The organism is Pseudomonas sp. ASL9 (genome assembly GCF_056680335.1).
This window is the reverse complement of record NZ_CM155277.1, coordinates 2,741,373-2,760,902: the sequence shown is the minus strand read 5'-3', so window position 1 is coordinate 2,760,902 and position 19,530 is coordinate 2,741,373. Positions and strand designations below refer to the sequence as shown.

The following is a 19,530-nucleotide window of genomic DNA, read 5'->3' as shown; positions in this document are numbered from 1 at the left end:
TTTAACGAGAGAGGATTCCATGACTTATATCGCTGCCGAAAACCGTTATGACGCTATTCCGTATCGCCGCGTTGGCCGCAGCGGGCTGGTTCTGCCTGCCTTATCCCTTGGGTTGTGGCACAACTTCGGCGACAGCACGCCGATGGACATTCAACGCTCACTGCTGCGCACTGCGTTCGATCTGGGCATCAACCACTTCGACCTGGCCAACAACTACGGGCCGCCCTACGGCAGCGCCGAGATCAACTTCGGGCGCCTGCTGCGCGAAGACTTCAAGCACTACCGTGATGAGCTGATCATCTCCAGCAAAGCCGGCTGGGACATGTGGCCAGGGCCTTACGGACAGGGCGGTGGCTCGCGTAAATACGTGCTGGCCAGCCTCGATCAGAGCTTGCAGCGCTTGGGGCTCGAATACGTCGATATCTTTTACTCGCACCGTTTCGACCCGCTGACCCCGCTGGAAGAAACTGCCAGCGCACTGGCCACCGCGGTGCAGCAAGGCAAGGCGCTGTATATCGGCATATCGTCTTATTCCGGAGCGAAAACCCGCGAAATGGCGGCGTTACTCAACGAGTGGAAAGTACCGCTGTTGATTCATCAGCCGTCCTACAACCTGCTCAACCGTTGGGTAGAAAAGGATCTGCTGGACGCCACCGAAGAACTCGGTGCTGGCGTCATCGCCTTTACGGCACTGGCGCAAGGTTTGTTAACCGACAAATACCTGAATGGCGTGCCGAAGGATTCGCGGGTCAACCGCCCGGGCGGTGGATCATTGCAGGCATCGCACCTGTCCGAGAGCAATATCGCTCACGTGCGTGCCCTCAATGAAATCGCCCAGCGTCGTGGCCAGAGTCTGGCGCAGATGGCGCTGGCCTGGACGTTGCGTGATCCACGCGTGACCTCGGCGCTGATCGGCGCCAGTCACCCAGAGCAAATCATCGAAAACGTCGGGGCCTTGAAAAACCTGACGTTCAGCAGCGAAGAGCTGGCCGAAATCGACCGCTTCGCTGTTGAAGGCGGAATCAATCTTTGGGAAAAGCCGTCGACTGATCAGTGACGGGGATTGTGAAGCGGTGTGTCTGACACACCGCGTCGCCTGTTTCCTGAATGAATTCGGTCCCACACAGGCTAAGAACCTTCTGTAGGAGCAACCGGGACGCGCAGTCTTGTTGGCGAGACGTTGATTGCCTCGCCAACAAGTTGGCTCCTATCAAACAACCTGTAACTCATTGAAAAATAAAGCATAAATGTTATTTAATTTTCAGCCAAACGCTAACCCCCTGTAGGAGCTGCCGAAGGTTGCGAATCGGTCCGGGGTCGCGTCCGACCATAGCAGTCGTAAACTCTGGATTGCTGAAGGTCGTGCCGACCTTTTCGCAGCCTTCGGCAGCTCCTACATCTATGGTTACCCCCTTTTCTGCGCGACAGCGCAGCGTCGAAGACGCGGCGAGGCCTCCCACAGGTAGGCACGATTTACTGTGGGAGCAGGCTTGCCTGCGAAGCAATTTAGGCGTCGTCGCCTTCGTCGTCGTCACCACCGTCGATCTTCATGCCCAATTCCTTGATTTTGCGCGTCAAGGTATTGCGGCCCCAGCCCAGCAGCACAGCGGCATCGCGACGGCGACCGGCGGTGTGCTTCAGGGCGGTTTCGATCATGATCCGTTCGAACGTCGGAACCGCGCTGTCTAGCAGGCTTGACTGCCCGCGTGCCAGCGCCTGATCGGCCCATTGGCGCAGCGCCTGTTCCCAGTTGGTAACCGGTGCGGCGTCATGCGGCAGGCTCAGCAGTTCCGGCGGCAGGTCGCTGACATGCACCTCGCGTCCGGACGCCATCACGGTGATCCAGCGGCAGGTGTTTTCCAACTGACGGACGTTGCCCGGCCATGGCAGGTGCTTGAGGTATTCCTCGGTTTCGGCTTTGAGCAGTTTCGGCTCGACCGATAATTCTTGCGCGGCACTGGCGAGGAAGTGCTTGGCCAGGGTCGGGATGTCTTCGCGACGGTCGGACATCCGTGGAATGTGAATGCGGATTACGTTGAGACGGTGGAACAAGTCCTCACGGAATTTACCCGCTTGCACCAGGATCTCCAGATTCTGGTGAGTCGCGGCGATGATCCGTACGTCGACCTTGACCGGGGTATGCCCACCGACACGGTAGAACTCGCCATCAGCCAGTACCCGCAGCAAGCGCGTCTGGGTGTCTGCGGGCATATCGCCGATTTCATCGAGGAACAGGGTGCCGCCGTCCGCCTGTTCGAAACGGCCGCGACGCAGGTTGGCCGCGCCGGTGAAGGCGCCTTTTTCGTGGCCGAACAGCTCGGACTCCATCAAATCCTTAGGGATCGCTGCCATGTTCAACGCAATGAACGGCGATGCGGCGCGCGGGCTGTGGCGGTGCAACGCATGGGCGACCAGTTCTTTGCCGGTGCCGGACTCGCCGTTGATCAGCACGGTGATGTTGGAATGGCTCAGACGCCCAATGGCGCGAAACACTTCCTGCATCGCCGGGGCTTCGCCGATGATTTCCGGGGTGCGGGTCAAGGTGGGCGCGACCTGCATCATGCCTTGTTGTTCCTGGGCATGCTGATTGGCGCGTTTGACCAGCGATACGGCTTCATCGACATCGAACGGCTTGGGCAGGTATTCGAACGCACCGCCTTGATACGACGCCACCGCGCTGTCGAGGTCCGAATGCGCGGTCATGATGATCACCGGCAAGCGCGGATGCAGCTCGCGGATCTTGGCCAGTAACTCCAGGCCACTGGCGCCAGGCATGCGAATGTCCGAAATGATCACATCCGGCTGCTGGCGGGCCAGGCGGCTCATTACCCCATCGGCGCTGTCGAAGCTTTGGGTGGTCATGCCTTCTTGTTGCAAGGCTTTTTCCAGCACCCAGCGGATAGAGCGGTCGTCATCGACGATCCATACAGTTTCACTACGGCTCATGTCGAAGCGGCTCCTTGTTCTAGCGGCAGGAAGATCGAGAAGGTGGTGTGGCCAGTATGGCTGTCACACTCGATCAGTCCCTGATGCTGACTGATGATGTTCTGGGTAATCGCGAGGCCGAGCCCGGTGCCATCTGGGCGGCCGCTGACCATGGGGTAAAAAATGGTTTCCTGAAGCTCGGCCGGAATGCCGGGGCCGTTGTCGATGATTTCAATCTTGCACACCAGACGGTGGCGGACGTGGCCGATGGTGAATTGGCGCAAGGCGCGGGTGCGCAGGCTGATCCGGCCCAGGCGCAACTCGTTCTGACCGCTGATGGCCTGCATGGCGTTGCGCACGATATTGAGGACGGCCTGAATCATTTGCTCGCGGTCGATCAACACGTCCGGGATGCTCGGGTCGTAGTCGCGCACCAACGTGATGCAGCCTTGGCTTTCGGCATCCACCAGGCTGCACACGCGTTCGAGCACTTCGTGCACGTTGGTCATTGCCAGCGAAGGCAGCTTGTTGGAGCCCAGCATGCGATCGACCAGGTTACGCAGGCGGTCGGCCTCTTCAATGATGACGTTGGTGTAGTCCTTGAGGCTTTCTTCGGGCAGCTCTCGCGCCAGCAGTTGGGCGGCGCCGCGAATCCCGCCGAGGGGGTTCTTGATTTCGTGGGCCAGGCCGCGCACCAGCATTTTGGTGGTTTCCTGCTTGGACAGCTGGGCCTCTTCCTTGGTAATCCGCAGCAGGCGATCACGCGGGTGGACTTCCAGCAGCAGCATGGTTTCGCCATTGCAGAGGATCGGCGTGACGGCGTAGTCGACGGTCAAGGTTTGCCCGGTCAACGCGGTGAGCATCGCTTCGCGCTTGGTGAACGGGTGGGCTTTCTCGACTGCCTGGCGCAGCGAATTCAACGCTTCAACCGACTCGGTAAACAGCTCGCTGATAAATTGTCCGTGACTGCGCTGACCACTGATGGCCAGCAGCATTTCGGCTGCCGGGTTCATGTACTCAAGACGTAAGTTCGCGTTGAGTAAAATGGTGGCAGTGGTCAGGTTATCGAGTAAAAGCCGGTGCAGCGCATCACTGATAGTCATAAGTCGTCGTTGACCTTTTTGGCACATTGCAACCCTGACAGGCCCCGAATCGCAGCGCTGATAGGGCATCGCGAGCATTTTTTTACGCCGCAGATACGGTGCTGATAGTGCAAATCTGCAAAAACCAAACCAAGGCTCCGAAAAGAAGCGCTAAACCTGCAAAATGGGGCTTTTTTCGGACAGCGGGTCGCCGTGAAGCACAACCTGCGGGTATTTTTGAACCAAAATAGGTGAGTTCGTCGAGCAACGCTCAGGTTGTCGCACCAATATAGTGCCTTGTGCGGCCGGGCGTTCAGAAGAAAGGCAGGAAGCTGCTTTTTTTCTCTGCAGGCTTATCAGCAAGGGCGCATTCGGGGCGTACACCGTAATCCGTTTCCGTGCAGGGCTGGGCCAGACGTTTTTGCGCCAGGCTGATGCGCAGCATGTGGAAGGGCTGGTTGGGCGTTCGCTCCAGGATCCGCCCCGTCTCATCCAGAATCTCGACGGCCAGTTGGTGCGTGCCGCGATCAATGTTGATCAGTGGGAATACCGGGCTGCGACCGGCTTGACCATACGGTTGGTCGTCGACCAGTAGGCGATAAGTGTGACCGTTCTGCAGGACGGGGTCGTTGCTGACACTGACGATCAGTTCACCCGTCATGCTGCGCACCGTTGCATCTGGCTCGGGCACCAGGATCCGCAGCAGTTGATAACGGAACATGGCCTTGGGCTTTGCGGGGGCAGGATTTTTCTGCACCACGTGCTTGGGCGGTTGGGAGCTTATATTGCTGGGCGGGATATCGACGCGACGCGCGTTGCCAGGGTGCGGTTGGTCTGTGAATACCCGATTGCCCTGTGGGTCGACGTAGGTATAAACGTCGGCCGCTGCGGGCCACGTGATCAATAGCAGGCACAGCAGTAGCAGGCTGCGTACAGGGGTTGGCCAGGAGGGCATTTTAAGGTTTACCGAGATGGACGCGCTGCACGGTAATCGTGACTGTCGGGCTCTGCTGGATGATCTGCTGATCGTTTACTACGCGGACCGCCAGGCTGTGTTCCCCGCGGTCGAGGTTTACGGCCTGTAGCCGTGGCACGTTGCTGGGCTGCCCGTAAGGGTTGCCATCGACCACGAGTTGCAAGAGGTGTCCGGGTTGCAAGCGCGGTTGCAGCTGGACGCCAATCGTGAAGGTGCCGTTGTTGGCGCGCAGCGCCTCGCCGGTGGGTAGATCGGCCAACGCCAGCACGCTATAGGCGGCTGCTGCCACATCCTGTTTGGTGGCCGCGGGCCCGTTGTTTTGCAGTATCGCCGGTTTATGGGCGTCGACACTGTTCAGCGGTGGTAACTGTATGGTTTCACTGGGCGTGCCGTTGGGTGGCTGATTGCTGTACGCGGGATTGCCATTGGCGTCAGTGTATTTATAAATCTGCGCTGCGGCGGGCAAGGCGATCACCAGCAGCAGAAAAATAAGGCTTCGATGCATGGCGTATTCCAATGGCATAACGCGATAGAACGCAACGGCGTCTAGAGCCGCCAGCATAGCCGTCTTGTGGTCTGTGATGCAGGTGCTATGTGACAAAACTTTAATCTCGGGCATAAAAAAAGGCCTCCAGAAGGAGGCCTCTATTACGTCGATGCTGCTGACGTAACTGGATTAGCAGCTGTAGTACAGCTCGTATTCCAGTGGGTGTACGAAGGTGCGTACTTTGATTTCTTCTTCGCTTTTCAGGGTGATGTAAGCGTCGATGAAGTCATCGCTGAATACGCCGCCTTTGGTCAGGAACGCGCGACCTTTGTCCAGCTCTTCCAGGGCTTCTTTCAAGCTACCGCAAACTTGTGGGATCTCTTTCGCCTCTTCAGGCGGCAGGTCGTACAGGTTTTTGTCAGCAGCGTCGCCTGGGTGGATCTTGTTCTGGATGCCGTCCAGGCCAGCCATCAACAGTGCAGCGAAGCCCAGGTACGGGTTAGCTGCTGGATCCGGGAAGCGAGCTTCGATACGGCGAGCTTTAGGGCTGGACACGTAAGGAATACGGATCGAAGCGGAACGGTTGCGAGCCGAGTAGGCCAGCATTACTGGTGCTTCGAAACCTGGGACCAGACGTTTGTACGAGTTTGTCGACGGGTTGGTGAAGCCGTTCAGTGCTTTACCGTGCTTGATGATGCCGCCGATGAAGTACAGGGCAGTATCGGACAGGCCGGCATAGCCTTCGCCTGCGAAGGTGTTCTTGCCATCTTTGGAGATGGACATGTGTACGTGCATACCTGAACCGTTGTCGCCATACAGAGGCTTAGGCATGAAGGTAGCGGTACGGCCGTAGGCATCGGCTACGTTGTGTACGCAGTATTTCAGGGTCTGAACTTCATCAGCCTTGGCAACCAAGGTGTTGAATTTCACGCCGATTTCGTTCTGGCCAGCAGTCGCCACTTCATGGTGGTGAACTTCGATCACCAGGCCCATTTCTTCCATGGCATTACACATGGAGGTACGGATTTCGTGGTCGTGGTCGAACGGTGGAACAGGGAAGTAGCCGCCTTTGATACCTGGACGGTGGCCACGGTTGCCGCCTTCCACGTCCTGGTCAGACATCCAGGAGCCTTGTTCGGAGAAGATCTTGAACATGGAACCGGAGATGTCGGACTTGAACTTCACTTCGTCGAAGATGAAGAATTCTGGTTCTGGACCAACGAAAACGGTGTCGCCGATGCCCGTGGACTTCAGGTATTCCTCGGCGCGGCGGGCAATGGCGCGTGGGTCGCGGTCATAGCCTTGCATGGTCGAAGGTTCGATGATGTCGCAAACCAGGATGATGGTTGGCTCTTCGGTGAACGGGTCGAGCACGGCAGTGCTATCGTCAGGCATCAGGATCATGTCGGACGCTTCGATGCCTTTCCAGCCAGCAATAGAGGAGCCGTCGAACATTTTGCCGATTTCAAAGAAATCTTCATCCAGCGCGTCGCGAGCCGGCATGGTCACGTGGTGCTGAGTGCCTTTGGTGTCAGTGAAGCGCAGATCAATCCATTTAACGTCATGATCTTTGATGAGTTGAACCGACTTCGACATGGTGTCCTCCGGGTGGCTTCGGGCCACGTAGTGGTTTGGCCCTTAGAATTTTGGTGATGCCGGCGCGAATACTCTGCCAAGGCAACCTGCCTCACAAGGGAGCAAATTGCATGCCAGTGCCCCGAGTTGGGTTTTGCGCGCCAAACGCAAGCGTCGCGGGCATTAAAGCTGATAATTCGAAAATTTGATGCACCGATATGATGCTTATTGTCGGGATGGCGGTCTTTTTTGGTGCGTGCAATAAGAGCTATACGATAACTGGTTAAACCTTGAACAATTTCCGCTATAATCCTGCCCCCTATTTTTCGGCTGGCACCTCGCGCGTTTTTACATGAAACTAATCGTAAAAGTCTTCCCCGAAATCACTATCAAAAGCCGGCCGGTGCGTAAGCGTTTCATCCGCCAGTTGGCCAAAAACATCCGTACCGTGCTCCGTGATCTGGACCCGGCATTGGTGGTGGGCGGCGTGTGGGACAATCTTGAGGTCGAGACCCAGGTTAGCGAGCCGAAAGCCTTGCAGGAGATGATTGCGCGCCTGAGCTGCATGCCGGGCATTGCACATTTTTTGCAGGTAAATGAATACCCGCTGGGCGATATGGACGACATCCTCGCCAAGTGTAAAGAACACGTCGGCGCATCGCTGGCCGGCAAAATGTTTTCGGTGCGTTGCAAGCGTGCCGGCAAGCACAGTTTCAGTTCCATGGATGTCGAAAGATACGTCGGTAGCCAGCTTCGCCAACAGTGCGGCGCTGCCGGAATTTCCCTGAAAGCACCCGAAATCGAAGTGCGCATGGAAATTCGCGACCAACGGTTGTTTGTGATCCACGGTCAGCACAACAGCATCGGCGGTTATCCGCTGGGCGCGCTTGAGCAGACGCTGGTGCTGATGTCCGGTGGTTTCGATTCCACTGTCGCGGCCTACCAGATCATGCGCCGTGGGCTGATGAGCCATTTCTGCTTCTTTAATCTCGGTGGCCGCGCCCACGAATTAGGGGTGATGGAAGTCGCTCATTTCGTGTGGAAGAAGTACGGTAGCTCGCAACGGGTGCTATTTGTCAGTGTCCCGTTTGAAGAAGTACTGGGAGAAATTCTCGGTAAAGTCGATAACAGTCATATGGGCGTGGTGTTGAAGCGTATGATGTTGCGCGCAGCGACCCGTATCGCTGATCGGCTCGAGATCGATGTGCTGGTAACCGGCGAGGCGATCTCTCAGGTCTCCAGCCAGACACTGCCCAATCTGTCGCTGATTGATTCGGTCACGGAAAAGCTGGTATTGCGTCCACTGATCGCCAGCCACAAGCAGGACATCATCGATCAGGCTTACCATATAGGCACTGCCGACTTCGCCAAGCATATGCCCGAGTATTGTGGGGTGATTTCGGTCAACCCCAAGACCCACGCCAAGCGCAACCGCGTGGAGTATGAAGAACAACAGTTTGATATGGCGGTACTCGAGCGTGCGCTTGAGCGAGCCAAACTGGTACCGATCGATCGCGTTATCGACGAGTTGGGCCAGGACATTGAAATCGAGGAAGTCAGTGAAGCACTGGCTGGTCAGGTCATCGTCGACATCCGTCATCCGGATGTTCAGCATGACGAACCGCTGGAGTTGCCTGGCATTGAAATACAGACGCTGCCGTTCTATGCATTGAACAGCCGCTTCAAGGAACTGGATGAGACTCGCCAGTACCTGTTGTATTGCGACAAAGGCGTGATGAGTCGCCTGCATGCCCACCATTTGCTCAGTGAGGGGCATGCCAATGTGCGCGTTTATCGACCGAGCTAAGTGCCCGGGGCTGTTTGCCTGTGGCTTGCGTCACCGGCCCCCCGACGCCAGTCGTCAAGCCGTCATGGCTTTCGCCGACTCTATGTAAATAGCTGCCTACAATTAGTCAGCTGACCGAATCCTCTGATCGAGATACACAAGTGATCGAAAATCTACGTAACATCGCCATCATTGCTCACGTTGACCATGGTAAAACCACCCTGGTAGACAAACTCTTGCGTCAATCCGGTACCCTGGAGCGCAACGAGCTCAACGACGAACGCGTGATGGACTCCAACGACCAGGAGAAAGAACGCGGTATTACCATTCTTGCCAAGAACACCGCTATCAACTGGAACGGCTACCACATCAACATCGTGGACACCCCGGGCCACGCCGACTTCGGCGGCGAAGTTGAACGCGTAATGTCGATGGTTGACTCCGTTCTGCTGCTGGTTGACGCTCAAGACGGCCCTATGCCGCAAACCCGTTTCGTGACCAAAAAGGCTTTCGAAGCTGGCCTGTGTCCGATCGTCGTGATCAACAAGGTTGACCGTCCAGGCGCACGTCCGGACTGGGTTCTGGAGCAGATCTTCGACCTGTTCGACAACTTGGGCGCGACTGAAAAACAACTGGACTTCCAGGTTGTTTACGCCTCTGCATTGAACGGTATCGCCGGTCTTGAACACACCGACATGGCTGAAGACATGACGCCGTTGTACCAGGCCATTGTTGACCACGTTCCAGCACCAAAGGTTGACCGTGACGGTCCGTTCCAGATGCAAATCTCGGCACTGGACTACAACAGCTTCCTGGGCGTCATCGGTGTTGGCCGTATCGCTCGCGGTCGCGTCAAGCCGAACACCCAGGTTGTAGCGATCGACGTTGACGGCAAGCGCCGTAACGGCCGTATCCTCAAGCTGATGGGTCACCACGGCCTGCACCGTATCGACGTTGAAGAAGCAGCTGCCGGCGACATCGTCTGCATCAGCGGCTTCGATCAGCTGTTCATCTCCGACACTCTGTGCGACCCACAGAACGTCGAAGCGATGAAGCCGCTGACCGTTGACGAACCAACCGTTTCCATGACTTTCCAGGTAAACGACTCGCCTTTCTGCGGTAAAGAAGGCAAGTTCGTCACCAGCCGTAACATCAAGGAACGTCTGGACAAAGAATTGCTGTTCAACGTTGCACTGCGCGTTGAAGAAGGCGACACGGCTGACAAGTTCAAAGTATCTGGCCGTGGTGAGCTGCACCTCTCGGTACTGATCGAAACCATGCGTCGCGAAGGCTTCGAAATGGGTGTTGGTCGTCCAGAAGTGATCATCCGTCTGGTTGACGGCGTGAAGCACGAACCGTACGAAAACGTCACCATCGACCTGCCGGAAGCCGCCCAAGGCGCGATCATGGAACAGATCGGTATCCGTAAAGGCGACCTGACCAACATGGTTCCGGATGGCAAAGGGCGCGTTCGCCTTGAGTACAACATCCCGGCGCGTGGCTTGATCGGTTTCCGTAACGAGTTCCTGACCCTGACGTCCGGTGCCGGCATCCTGACCAGCATCTTCGACCGTTACGACGTAATGAAGTCCGGCGACATGTCCGGTCGTCAACAAGGCGTACTGGTTTCGGTTGCTACCGGTAAGGCTCTGACCTACTCGCTGGAAACTCTGCAGGCGCGTGGCAAGCTGTTCCTGGGTCACGGTGAAGACGTGTACGAAGGCCAAATCGTCGGCATCAACAGCCGCGACAACGACCTGGGCGTTAACCCAACCAAAGGCAAGAAGCTCGACAACATGCGTGCTTCCGGTAAAGACGAAACCATTGCTCTGGTTCCGCCTATCCGTTTCACTCTGGAACAAGCGCTGGAATTCGTTCAAGAAGACGAACTCTGCGAAGTGACTCCAAAGTCGATCCGCCTGCGTAAGAAAATTCTTGGCGAAAGCGAGCGTACTCGCGCTGCCAAGAAAAGCGGCAACTGATTTATTAGTTAGCTGTTAAAAAAACGCCCCCGACAGCGATGTCGGGGGCGTTTTTGTTTGTGTGGTGCCGAGATATCTGTGGGACCGAATTCATTCGGGAATCGGTTTCACATCCGCAAAATATTTATCTGTTCCGACGCTTTCCCGAATGAATTCGGTCCCACAGCTACTCGATGATTCAGATCAAAAAATGTACAGAGTGTTGTCGATCGCCTTGCGCTCAGGGGTTTTCGGCACGTAGGCGCAATACCCAGGCCGCGGGCCGATTTTCGGGTGGTTGCGGCAGGTGTCGGGGCGTTTTTCGTAGATGGTGCACAACCGGCTTTTGCGATCCAGGTACAGGCAGTCGTTGTTGCTCATGCGCTGCAGCGTGAAGATTTCCGACTTCTGGTTATAGCGCTCGACGATCCCTTCCTTTTGCAGGCGCTTGGCAATGTTCTTCGCCGGTTCGCCGCGCTCGAATTCGTCGACGATGCCGATGCGGATCAAATCCTTGATCTTCACTTCCACCGGCAAGGTGCAACAGCTGGATACGCAGCCACCGCACATGGTGCTGGAGTATTTGGCCCAGGTATCGATTCGGTCGATTTCTGCGGCGGCGATCAGGTTGGGCTTCATGTGCTCAAGTTCCGGGTGTATCGGGCGCGGGATGATACCGGGGCTGGCCGAATTCGCGTAAGTAAAAATTACCTATACGACTGTCGGCACCGTTTGAGTGGTTGTTATCAGGCCTCAGTCAGCAACGTGGCCAGCACTTCAATCTGCTCCTGCCGCTCGGCCTGGCTCAGGCGCGGGTGGGGGTTGAGGGATGACCATTGGGGGTGGGCGCGGGCTTTGTGCAGGGCGTCGGGGAGTTTGCCTGCGCGCCAGGCTTTGTCTTGTGGCGTACTCACGGTGATGCTGTCCATGGCCGCATGGCCGCGTACGGCAAGCGCTTGCAACAATTGCCTCTGACGCAGGGCGAGCAGGCGCAACACCGCGTCGTCGACCGTCAGCTCGCGCTGACCCTTGAGCTTGCCGAGCAGGCGTGAGCCATAGCTACGGGCCGTTTGCAGCGCGCCACCGGCAATGGCCCCGACCAACGCCGCCGCCCCCAAAGTAATACCGCCCACCAACAAATCAACGCCTGCCCCGGCTGCGGCCCCTGCAGCTATCCCTCCGCCCAGGCGTACGCCCAGTAGCTTGAGGGTTTCCGGGTTGAACAAGTCGTCACCCCAGCGCCCATCCAGCAGCGGCAAGTCGGTGGCAGCCGCATCCTGCGGGCGAAAGGCATACAGCTTGAGCAGGGCCTCGACACAGCGTTGCTCGCGTTGTCGAACGGCCTTACGCAGCGTATCGACGGCGACTTGCTGTTGGCCCGAGCCAGTGGGCACGCTACGACGGCAGGCGGCGCAATCCATCAACAACTCCGCGATCAGGCGGGCTGCACTTTGCTGGCGCGCCAGGCGTTGCGCGTGTTGATCGAGAATCAGCCGCTCCAATTGCGCGCGGGAATTTTCCAGCAGCAGGGCTAGGCTCTCATACAAGCGCCGCTCGCCATCTTCCGGCGGCGCGACACTGTCAAATCGCACCAGCGCGTGCAGACCCAGGCGCGCCAGGGCTTCGCGCCAGTCTGCTTCGCGATGCTCGGCGCTGCTGACAAAATTCAGCACCGGCAGCAGAGGTTTGCCGCAACTGGCCAGCACCGCCAACTCGTCACGGTATTTGGCCAGCACCGGTTCGCGTGCGTCGATCACATACAGCCCGGCATCCGAGGCGAGCAACTGGCGCAGCACCTTGGCTTCCTGCTCGAAGCGCTGGCGAGCTTCGCTGCCATCGAGAAAACGCGCCAAACGTGCCGGTCCGTCAAGCCGTTCACCGGGACGGTCCAGGCGCTCGAGATAGTCGAGCAGGGCGATGGCATCTTCCAGGCCTGGCGTGTCGTAAAGCTCCATCAAGGCTTCGCCGTCCACCGAAAGCCGAGCACCTTCTACATGCCGGGTGGTGCTGGGCCGGTGCGAGACTTCACCAAAGCCGACGTCGCGGGTCAGGGTGCGCAGTAACGAGGTTTTACCGACGTTGGTATGACCCACCACGGCGAGCTTGAGCGCTTTAGTCATGACCGGTCTCCAGCCACTTGAGCGGGGCGCTGTCAGCGTAGGTTATTTCCAGCTGTTGCAGCGCGCAATGCCAGTCACCCAAACGCTCTGCGTCCAGTGCCTGGCCGGGTGGCGCTTGCAGCAGCCAGATCCGTGTCGCTCCGGCACAACGGGCGAGTTCTGCAATCAGTGCCAGGCTGCCACGGTCTGGCGAACGGCGCGGGTCGCAGGCGATGGCCAGGCGGCCCGGGGGAAAACGGGTCAGTTGATCGAGCAGCTTTTGTCGGGATACGCGGCTGTCGAGAATCCCCGCGTCTATTACGTTCTTTGGCAGATTGGGCGGCCATGGGCGTTGATCGTCCAGCTCGATGGCGACCAGCAGCGCGCCTTGGCTGTCGAGCACGGGGGTGCCTGATTGCACGCTATGCAGTTGCTCGGTCGCGGCATCGCTGATACCCAGGCGCTCGCTGCTGGGCATCAAGCGTTCGCGGAGCTGGCTGTAACCGGGCAGGCTCAGGTCGAGACTGAGGGCGGCACGCCCACGTCGCCAATGCCACAGGCAGACCAGCGCCAGCAGCAAGCGCGGGACGATACCGTAGACCAGTAATACGCCGACCAACCACGCCGCCCAGGCCTGGCGCGCGCTTTCGATGCTCAATGCCGTATCGCCGCTGGCGCGGATCATGGCCTCAGTCGGCACGCTAAACCCCAGCAACGCGGGCAGTGCGCCTAGGGTTTGGGTGACGCTGACGAACGTATCACCACGCAAAATAGTGGTTTCCCAGACAAAACCGTAACGCCGGGTCGCCATTAGCATCAGCAGGATCACCAATGCGCTGAACAACGTCAGAACCCACGCACCGTTGACCACCATACCCAACGCCCAGCGGTTCAGCCGTTGGCGTTGCAGCAACAAGATCAGCGCGGGGGCCAGTTGCGCGGCCTGGGCGTCGCGGGCGAGCTTTTCACTCAGCCACAACCACAGCCGGCCAAGGCTGGCCGTGCTTTCCCCTGCGAACAGCATACCCATTGCCCAACTGAGCAGCAGAATCAAATTGAGCCCCAGCAGGCTGCCCAACGCCCAGAACACATTGACCGGCGCTTGCCCGTTGCCCAACGCAGCAAACGCCAGGCCTGCACCCGTGATCACCAGCACAATGGCCAGGACAACCAGCGCCAGTCGTGCGCCTTGTTTCCAGTGATGCAGGGCGCTGAGCAAGCCGTCGCGCTCGGCCAGCCACAGGGCACGGTTCTTGATCCGTGTCGGCAGGTCGCCTGCGGTGGCGCGGGCGCGGCGATTGGCCTCCAGGTCTTCCAGAGGGCCCGCGTGTTCTTCACGCAGGCGCACGGTTTCAGTCAGCCAGAGGCTATCCAGAGGGGTCAGAGCAGTCACGCGTCGTCTCGTCGATAAAGTCAGCCGTGAGCATAACCTCTGTGGCCGGGCTCGGGGCAAACACTCGCTTCTGCTATCCTCGCGCCCATGAAAACTCATCTCCCTCTCAGCCTGATTGCCGCCCTTGGTGAAAACCGAGTGATCGGCGTCGACAATTCCATGCCCTGGCATTTGCCGGGGGACTTCAAATACTTCAAGGCGACGACCCTCGGCAAGCCGATCATCATGGGCCGCAAGACCTGGGATTCGCTGGGCCGGCCCTTACCGGGACGGTTGAATCTGGTGGTCAGTCGCCAGGCCGATCTGCAGCTCGACGGCGCGGAGGTGTTTACCTCGCTCGATGCCGCCGTGGTTCGTGCCGAGCAATGGGCGCGGGAGCAGGGGGTCGATGAAGTGATGCTGATTGGCGGGGCGCAGTTGTATGTGCAAGGTTTGGCACAGGCGGACCGTCTGTACCTGACCCGCGTGGCGCTCAGCCCCGAAGGCGACGCCTGGTTCCCCGAGTTCGATACCGCGCAGTGGACGCTGGTGTCCAACACCCCTAATCCGGCGCAGGACGACAAGCCGGCTTACAGCTTTGAGGTGTGGGAACGGATCTGAGGCCTGGCCGTGACGGCGTACAAGAATTGGGTGATGGTGAAACCGGAAGAGATTCAGTAAGGCTGCAAAAGCTTCGCAGGCAAGCCTGCTCCCACAGATTCAGTGTCAGGCACAGATTGTGTGTCTGGCACAGATCCCTGTGGGAGCAGGCTTGCCTGCGAATAGGTCCTGCTTAAGGCATCAACTTATCCAGCATCGCCTTGTCACGCACAGCACCTTTGTCGGCGCTGGTCGCCAGCAGGGCATAGGCTTTCAGAGCCGTGGTCACTTTACGTGGACGCTTCTCGACCGGCTTCCAGCCTTTGGCGTCTTGCTCGGCGCGACGTCCGGCCATTTCTTCATCGCTGATCAACAGGTTGATTGAGCGGTTCGGAATGTCGATCAGCACTTTGTCGCCATCGCGCACCAGACCAATCGCACCGCCCGCCGCCGCTTCCGGTGACGCATGGCCGATGGACAGGCCCGAGGTACCACCCGAGAAACGACCGTCGGTGAGCAAGGCGCAGGCTTTGCCCAGACCTTTGGATTTCAGGTACGACGTTGGGTAGAGCATTTCTTGCATGCCCGGTCCGCCTTTCGGGCCTTCGTAACGGATGATCACGATATCGCCGGCCTTCACTTCGTCGGCAAGGATGCCGCGTACGGCGCTGTCCTGGCTTTCGAAGATCTTCGCGTTGCCTTCAAAGACATGGATCGACTCATCGACGCCCGCGGTTTTCACCACGCAGCCGTCCAGCGCGATGTTGCCGTACAGCACGGCCAGGCCGCCTTCTTGCGAATACGCGTGCTCGACGCTGCGGATACAGCCGTTTTCACGGTCGTCATCCAGGGTTTCCCAACGGGTCGACTGGCTGAATGCGGTCTGGGTCGGAATACCGGCAGGGCCTGCCTTGAAGAAGGTGTGTACGGCTTCGTCGTCAGTCTGGGTGATGTCCCATTTGGCGATGCCTTCGGCCAGGGTCTTGCTGTGGACGGTCGGCAGGTCGGTGTGCAGCAAGCCACCGCGAGCCAGCTCGCCGAGGATGCTGAAAATCCCGCCTGCGCGGTGCACGTCTTCCATGTGGTACTTCTGGATATTCGGCGCGACCTTGCACAGCTGGGGCACTTTGCGCGACAGGCGGTCGATGTCCTTCAAGTCGAAATCGATTTCGCCTTCCTGTGCCGACGCGAGCAAATGCAGGATGGTATTGGTTGAGCCACCCATGGCGATGTCCAGGGTCATGGCGTTTTCGAAGGCTTTGAAGTTGGCAATGTTACGTGGCAGCACCGACTCATCGTTCTCGGTGTAGTACTGGCGACACAGATCGACGATGGTGCGGCCAGCCTGCAGGAACAGCTGTTCGCGGTCGCTGTGGGTCGCCAGTTGCGTACCGTTGCCCGGCAGCGCAAGGCCCAGGGCTTCGGTCAGGCAGTTCATCGAGTTGGCGGTGAACATGCCGGAGCAAGAGCCGCATGTCGGGCACGCACTGCGCTCGTATTCGGCGACTTTTTCATCGCTGGCTTCGGAGTCGGCGGCGATGACCATCGCGTCGACCAAGTCCAGGCCATGGCTGGCCAGTTTGGTCTTGCCAGCTTCCATCGGGCCACCGGACACGAAGATCACCGGGATATTCAGGCGCAAGGCGGCCATCAACATGCCTGGGGTGATTTTGTCGCAGTTGGAAATGCAAACGATGGCGTCGGCGCAGTGGGCGTTGACCATATATTCCACGGAGTCGGCGATGATCTCGCGGCTCGGCAGTGAATACAGCATGCCGTCGTGGCCCATGGCGATGCCGTCATCCACGGCAATGGTATTGAATTCCTTGGCCACGCCACCGGCGCGCTCGATTTCACGAGCAACCAATTGGCCCATGTCTTTGAGGTGCACATGGCCGGGCACGAACTGGGTGAACGAGTTGGCGATGGCGATGATCGGTTTTTTGAAATCGGCGTCTTTCATCCCGGTGGCACGCCACAAAGCGCGAGCGCCGGCCATATTGCGGCCGTGGGTGGACGTTTTCGAGCGGTAATCAGGCATGGGGCACTCCTGGCGGCAATCAGGTATCAGGAAAGGGGGGAGAGCTTCTATTAACGACACAAACACCCGGCAGTGACCGGATGCTGCGGTGAACCGATAACGTCACGGGATCGCCGCGCGCTCGGCCTGAGCTCATAAACCCGCCGGGGATGACTGGCGATGAATAGAGGCGATTCTACACCTGCAGCGCCAGGAAGGAATGCCGAAGGTCGTTCCGACCTTTATCGCGGGCAAGCTTGCTCCTTGGTCATGTGCAATCTCACGTGGCCCCCTGTGGGACGTTTCTGTAATTCATGAAGGATCAGCGTTTTGGCTTGTTTTCACGCCCGTCTTCTTTCTAAAATTCCCCCGCCGCATGTGCGGCTCACGAGATATCCCCTTCATGGACCTTCCCAGTTTTAGTTCCCCACGAACTTTCACACGGGTATTTACCGCGTCGTCGGTGGATTCGTCTGTGAGCCGGATCAGCTAACGCTTTTTTGTGCTCCAGCCATCCGCCGTGATAGCTGGAGCAAAAAATGACTGAACTCAACTTCGCGCAGTCTCTGCGTGTCTCCCTGGAAAATAACGTCACCAATAGCGAGCTGGTCGAGCGGATTGGAGCGATGTCCACCGAAGAGCGGGCGCATCTGCTTCGTCGTCTGCCAACCCTGGCTCAGGCCGAACGCGACGAAGCGACCGAAGACTTCCACAAGGGTGCCTTGATCGGTACGCCTATTGGCAGTCTTAAAAACGCGACCATCAGTCTGTTGTACCGCAAACGGGTACTCTGGCTGGTGCTACTGGTCTTTGGCAACCTGTTCTCAGGCGCTGGGATCGCTGCGTTCGAAGACACTATTGCCGCGAATATCGTGCTCGTCTTTTTTCTTCCATTACTGGTCGATAGCGGCGGCAATGCCGGTGCTCAGTCGGCCACGTTGATGGTCCGTGCATTGGCCACGGGCGATGTGGTGATGAGCGACTGGTTGCGCTTGTTGGGTCGTGAATGCGGTGTGGCGCTGGGGTTGGGAGTGACGATGTCGGTCGCGGTTGCTGCGCTGGGGATGATGCGGGGAGGTCAGGATATTGCACTGGTGGTCGCCAGCAGCATGCTGATCATCGTATTGATCGGCAGTCTGATCGGCATGAGCCTTCCGTTCCTGCTCAGCCGCATGCGTTTGGACCCCGCTACCGCCAGCGGCCCCCTGATCACATCTATCGCAGATGCGGCCGGGGTCCTGGTGTATTTCGGTATCGCGACGCACGTGCTGGAGCTCTGAACCGAGCAGTGCCCCGCAGGTGTTTACCCGCGGGGCAATCAGGATCAGCTGTTCGGCAGCAACCGGCAGGTCATGCTCTTGATGTACCGCGTTTCGGCAATCGCCGGGTGCACCGGGTGGTCCGGGCCTTGGCCGCCGCGTTCCAGCAACTGCATGTTGCGATCCAGGTGGCGGGCGCTGGTCAGGAGGATGTTTTGCAGGTCGTCCTCCGGCAGGTGCATCGAGCAGGAGGCGCTGATCAGAATCCCGTCTTTGCTGAGCAGGCGCATGGCCTGTTCGTTGAGACGGCGGTAAGCGCCTTCGCCGTTTTTCAGGTCTTTTTTGCGTTTGATGAAGGCCGGTGGGTCAGCGACGATGACGTCGAAACGCTCTTCGCCGTTTTTCAGTTCCTTCAATGCTTCAAACACGTCGCCTTCGATGCACGCCACTTTGTCGGTGAAACCGTTGAGTGCTGCGTTACGTTCGACGCCGTCCAGCGCGAAAGAGGATGCGTCGACGCAGGTCACATCGCTGGCGCCGAATGCGGCCGCTTGCACGCCCCAACCGCCGATGTAGCTGAACAGATCCAGGACGCGTTTGCCTTTGACGTACGGTGCCATGCGCGCACGGTTCATGCGGTGGTCATAGAACCAGCCGGTTTTCTGTCCGGCCATGACTGGCGCTTCGAACTTCACCCCGTTCTCTTCCAGCGCAACCCACTCAGGTACCAGGCCGAAGGCGGTCTCGACGTAACGGTTGAGGCCTTCGGCATCGCGCGCGGCGGAGTCATTCTTGAACAGGACACCGCTCGGCTTGATCACTTGAATCAAGGCCGCGAGCAGGTCTTCCTTGTGGTTTTCCATGGTGGCGGAAGCCAGTTGCACCACCAGGATGTCGCCAAAACGATCGACCACCAGACCTGGCAGCAGGTCGGAGTCGCCGAAGACCAGGCGGTAGTAAGGTTTGTCGAACAGGCGTTCACGCAACGACAGCGCCACGTTCAAGCGATGCACCAGCAACGATTTGTCCAACGGCACCTTGATGTCGCGGGACAGCAGGCGAGCACAGATCAGGTTGTTGGGGCTCATGGCCACAATACCCAATGGTTTGCCGCCGGCCGCTTCCAGAATGGCTTGATCGCCCGCAGCAAAGCCGTTGAGTGGGGTGGCGGCTACATCGATTTCGTTGCTGTAGACCCACAAGTGGCCGGCGCGCAAGCGACGGTCGGCATTGGCTTTGAGGCGCAAGCTAGGCAGGGACATGACGTCGCTCCTGAAAAAAGAGCGAGATTATAACGCGTCATCCAGGCTCGGGGCCCCGATCACTCGAATAAACCACGGGTTGAGTCCATGGCATTGTTCTGAGGATTGTCGGATGCACCTGCGCAG

Annotated in this window: 15 protein-coding genes; 5 read left to right on the top strand and 10 right to left on the bottom strand. The window is 58.5% G+C overall.

What is annotated here, in order from left to right; genetic code table 11:
- The first annotated feature begins 19 nt into the window (after window positions 1-19).
- On the top strand, window positions 20-1,057 hold the full coding sequence (gene mgrA / locus AC1ME2_RS12725; RefSeq protein ID WP_480441607.1) for an L-glyceraldehyde 3-phosphate reductase: 1,038 nt from the start codon (window positions 20-22) through the stop codon (window positions 1,055-1,057).
- 449 nt (window positions 1,058-1,506) lie between these two features.
- Here mgrA and ntrC read toward each other — a convergent pair whose 3' ends face one another.
- The 5 genes from ntrC to glnA all read right to left on the bottom strand — a co-directional run bounded on the left by ntrC (window position 1,507) and on the right by glnA (window position 7,066).
- Window positions 1,507-2,946, bottom strand: coding sequence for a nitrogen regulation protein NR(I) (gene ntrC, locus AC1ME2_RS12720; protein ID WP_480441605.1), 1,440 nt, complete (start codon window positions 2,944-2,946; stop codon window positions 1,507-1,509).
- Entirely contained in the window at window positions 2,943-4,028 is a 1,086-nt protein-coding gene (gene glnL / locus AC1ME2_RS12715) for a nitrogen regulation protein NR(II) (protein WP_480441603.1), read from the bottom strand. The genes ntrC and glnL overlap by 4 nt, the downstream gene beginning before the upstream one ends.
- A 292-nt stretch (window positions 4,029-4,320) precedes the next feature.
- A complete protein-coding gene (locus tag AC1ME2_RS12710; protein ID WP_480441602.1) occupies window positions 4,321-4,962 on the bottom strand; it encodes a DUF4124 domain-containing protein in 642 nt (213 codons plus the stop codon).
- 1 nt (window position 4,963) lies between these two features.
- Window positions 4,964-5,488, bottom strand: coding sequence for a DUF4124 domain-containing protein (locus tag AC1ME2_RS12705; RefSeq protein ID WP_480441600.1), 525 nt, complete (start codon window positions 5,486-5,488; stop codon window positions 4,964-4,966).
- A gap of 171 nt (window positions 5,489-5,659) precedes the next feature.
- Window positions 5,660-7,066 carry a glutamate--ammonia ligase gene (gene glnA / locus AC1ME2_RS12700; protein WP_480441599.1) on the bottom strand — a complete coding sequence of 469 codons (1,407 nt, stop codon included), beginning with the start codon at window positions 7,064-7,066 and terminating at the stop codon, window positions 5,660-5,662.
- 331 nt (window positions 7,067-7,397) lie between these two features.
- Between glnA and thiI the strand changes: the two genes are divergently transcribed.
- Both thiI and typA read left to right on the top strand, forming a co-directional pair.
- Complete coding sequence (gene thiI, locus AC1ME2_RS12695) at window positions 7,398-8,852, top strand: tRNA uracil 4-sulfurtransferase ThiI (RefSeq protein WP_480441598.1); 1,455 nt, start codon at window positions 7,398-7,400, stop codon at window positions 8,850-8,852.
- Window positions 8,853-8,992: 140 nt separating this feature from the next.
- Window positions 8,993-10,813, top strand: a complete 1,821-nt coding sequence (gene typA, locus AC1ME2_RS12690) for a translational GTPase TypA (RefSeq protein ID WP_480441596.1) — start codon at window positions 8,993-8,995, stop codon at window positions 10,811-10,813.
- A gap of 183 nt (window positions 10,814-10,996) precedes the next feature.
- Here typA and AC1ME2_RS12685 read toward each other — a convergent pair whose 3' ends face one another.
- The 3 genes from AC1ME2_RS12685 to AC1ME2_RS12675 form a co-directional block, all read right to left on the bottom strand.
- Window positions 10,997-11,431 carry a YkgJ family cysteine cluster protein gene (locus AC1ME2_RS12685; RefSeq protein ID WP_480441595.1) on the bottom strand — a complete coding sequence of 145 codons (435 nt, stop codon included), beginning with the start codon at window positions 11,429-11,431 and terminating at the stop codon, window positions 10,997-10,999.
- Between the two features lie 107 nt (window positions 11,432-11,538).
- Window positions 11,539-12,912, bottom strand: a complete 1,374-nt coding sequence (locus AC1ME2_RS12680) for a DUF3482 domain-containing protein (RefSeq protein WP_480441593.1) — start codon at window positions 12,910-12,912, stop codon at window positions 11,539-11,541.
- On the bottom strand, window positions 12,905-14,284 hold the full coding sequence (locus tag AC1ME2_RS12675; protein ID WP_480441591.1) for a DUF2868 domain-containing protein: 1,380 nt from the start codon (window positions 14,282-14,284) through the stop codon (window positions 12,905-12,907). Before AC1ME2_RS12675 ends, AC1ME2_RS12680 begins: the two co-directional genes overlap by 8 nt.
- Window positions 14,285-14,371: 87 nt before the next feature.
- Between AC1ME2_RS12675 and AC1ME2_RS12670 the strand changes: the two genes are divergently transcribed.
- Entirely contained in the window at window positions 14,372-14,884 is a 513-nt protein-coding gene (locus AC1ME2_RS12670; RefSeq protein ID WP_480441589.1) for a dihydrofolate reductase, read from the top strand.
- A 172-nt stretch (window positions 14,885-15,056) separates the two neighbouring features.
- On the opposite strand, the gene ilvD is transcribed toward AC1ME2_RS12670, so the two are convergent.
- Window positions 15,057-16,904, bottom strand: coding sequence for a dihydroxy-acid dehydratase (gene ilvD / locus AC1ME2_RS12665; protein ID WP_480441588.1), 1,848 nt, complete (start codon window positions 16,902-16,904; stop codon window positions 15,057-15,059).
- A 518-nt stretch (window positions 16,905-17,422) separates the two neighbouring features.
- Here ilvD and AC1ME2_RS12660 point away from each other — a divergent pair.
- Complete coding sequence (locus AC1ME2_RS12660; protein WP_480441586.1) at window positions 17,423-18,163, top strand: magnesium transporter; 741 nt, start codon at window positions 17,423-17,425, stop codon at window positions 18,161-18,163.
- Between the two features lie 44 nt (window positions 18,164-18,207).
- On the opposite strand, the gene AC1ME2_RS12655 is transcribed toward AC1ME2_RS12660, so the two are convergent.
- The gene (locus AC1ME2_RS12655; protein ID WP_480441584.1) at window positions 18,208-19,404 is read right to left on the bottom strand and encodes a class I SAM-dependent rRNA methyltransferase; all 1,197 of its coding nucleotides are present in this window, start codon (window positions 19,402-19,404) and stop codon (window positions 18,208-18,210) included.
- Window positions 19,405-19,530: the final 126 nt, after the last annotated feature.

Coding starts and splice junctions, on each gene's coding strand:
- mgrA (WP_480441607.1), top strand. CDS start 20: ATGACTTATATCGCTGCCGAAAACCGTTATGACGCTATTCCGTATCGC.
- ntrC (WP_480441605.1), bottom strand. CDS start 2,946: ATGAGCCGTAGTGAAACTGTATGGATCGTCGATGACGACCGCTCTATC.
- glnL (WP_480441603.1), bottom strand. CDS start 4,028: ATGACTATCAGTGATGCGCTGCACCGGCTTTTACTCGATAACCTGACC.
- AC1ME2_RS12710 (WP_480441602.1), bottom strand. CDS start 4,962: ATGCCCTCCTGGCCAACCCCTGTACGCAGCCTGCTACTGCTGTGCCTG.
- AC1ME2_RS12705 (WP_480441600.1), bottom strand. CDS start 5,488: ATGCATCGAAGCCTTATTTTTCTGCTGCTGGTGATCGCCTTGCCCGCC.
- glnA (WP_480441599.1), bottom strand. CDS start 7,066: ATGTCGAAGTCGGTTCAACTCATCAAAGATCATGACGTTAAATGGATT.
- thiI (WP_480441598.1), top strand. CDS start 7,398: ATGAAACTAATCGTAAAAGTCTTCCCCGAAATCACTATCAAAAGCCGG.
- AC1ME2_RS12685 (WP_480441595.1), bottom strand. CDS start 11,431: ATGAAGCCCAACCTGATCGCCGCCGCAGAAATCGACCGAATCGATACC.
- AC1ME2_RS12680 (WP_480441593.1), bottom strand. CDS start 12,912: ATGACTAAAGCGCTCAAGCTCGCCGTGGTGGGTCATACCAACGTCGGT.
- AC1ME2_RS12670 (WP_480441589.1), top strand. CDS start 14,372: ATGAAAACTCATCTCCCTCTCAGCCTGATTGCCGCCCTTGGTGAAAAC.
- ilvD (WP_480441588.1), bottom strand. CDS start 16,904: ATGCCTGATTACCGCTCGAAAACGTCCACCCACGGCCGCAATATGGCC.
- AC1ME2_RS12660 (WP_480441586.1), top strand. CDS start 17,423: ATGACTGAACTCAACTTCGCGCAGTCTCTGCGTGTCTCCCTGGAAAAT.
- AC1ME2_RS12655 (WP_480441584.1), bottom strand. CDS start 19,404: ATGTCCCTGCCTAGCTTGCGCCTCAAAGCCAATGCCGACCGTCGCTTG.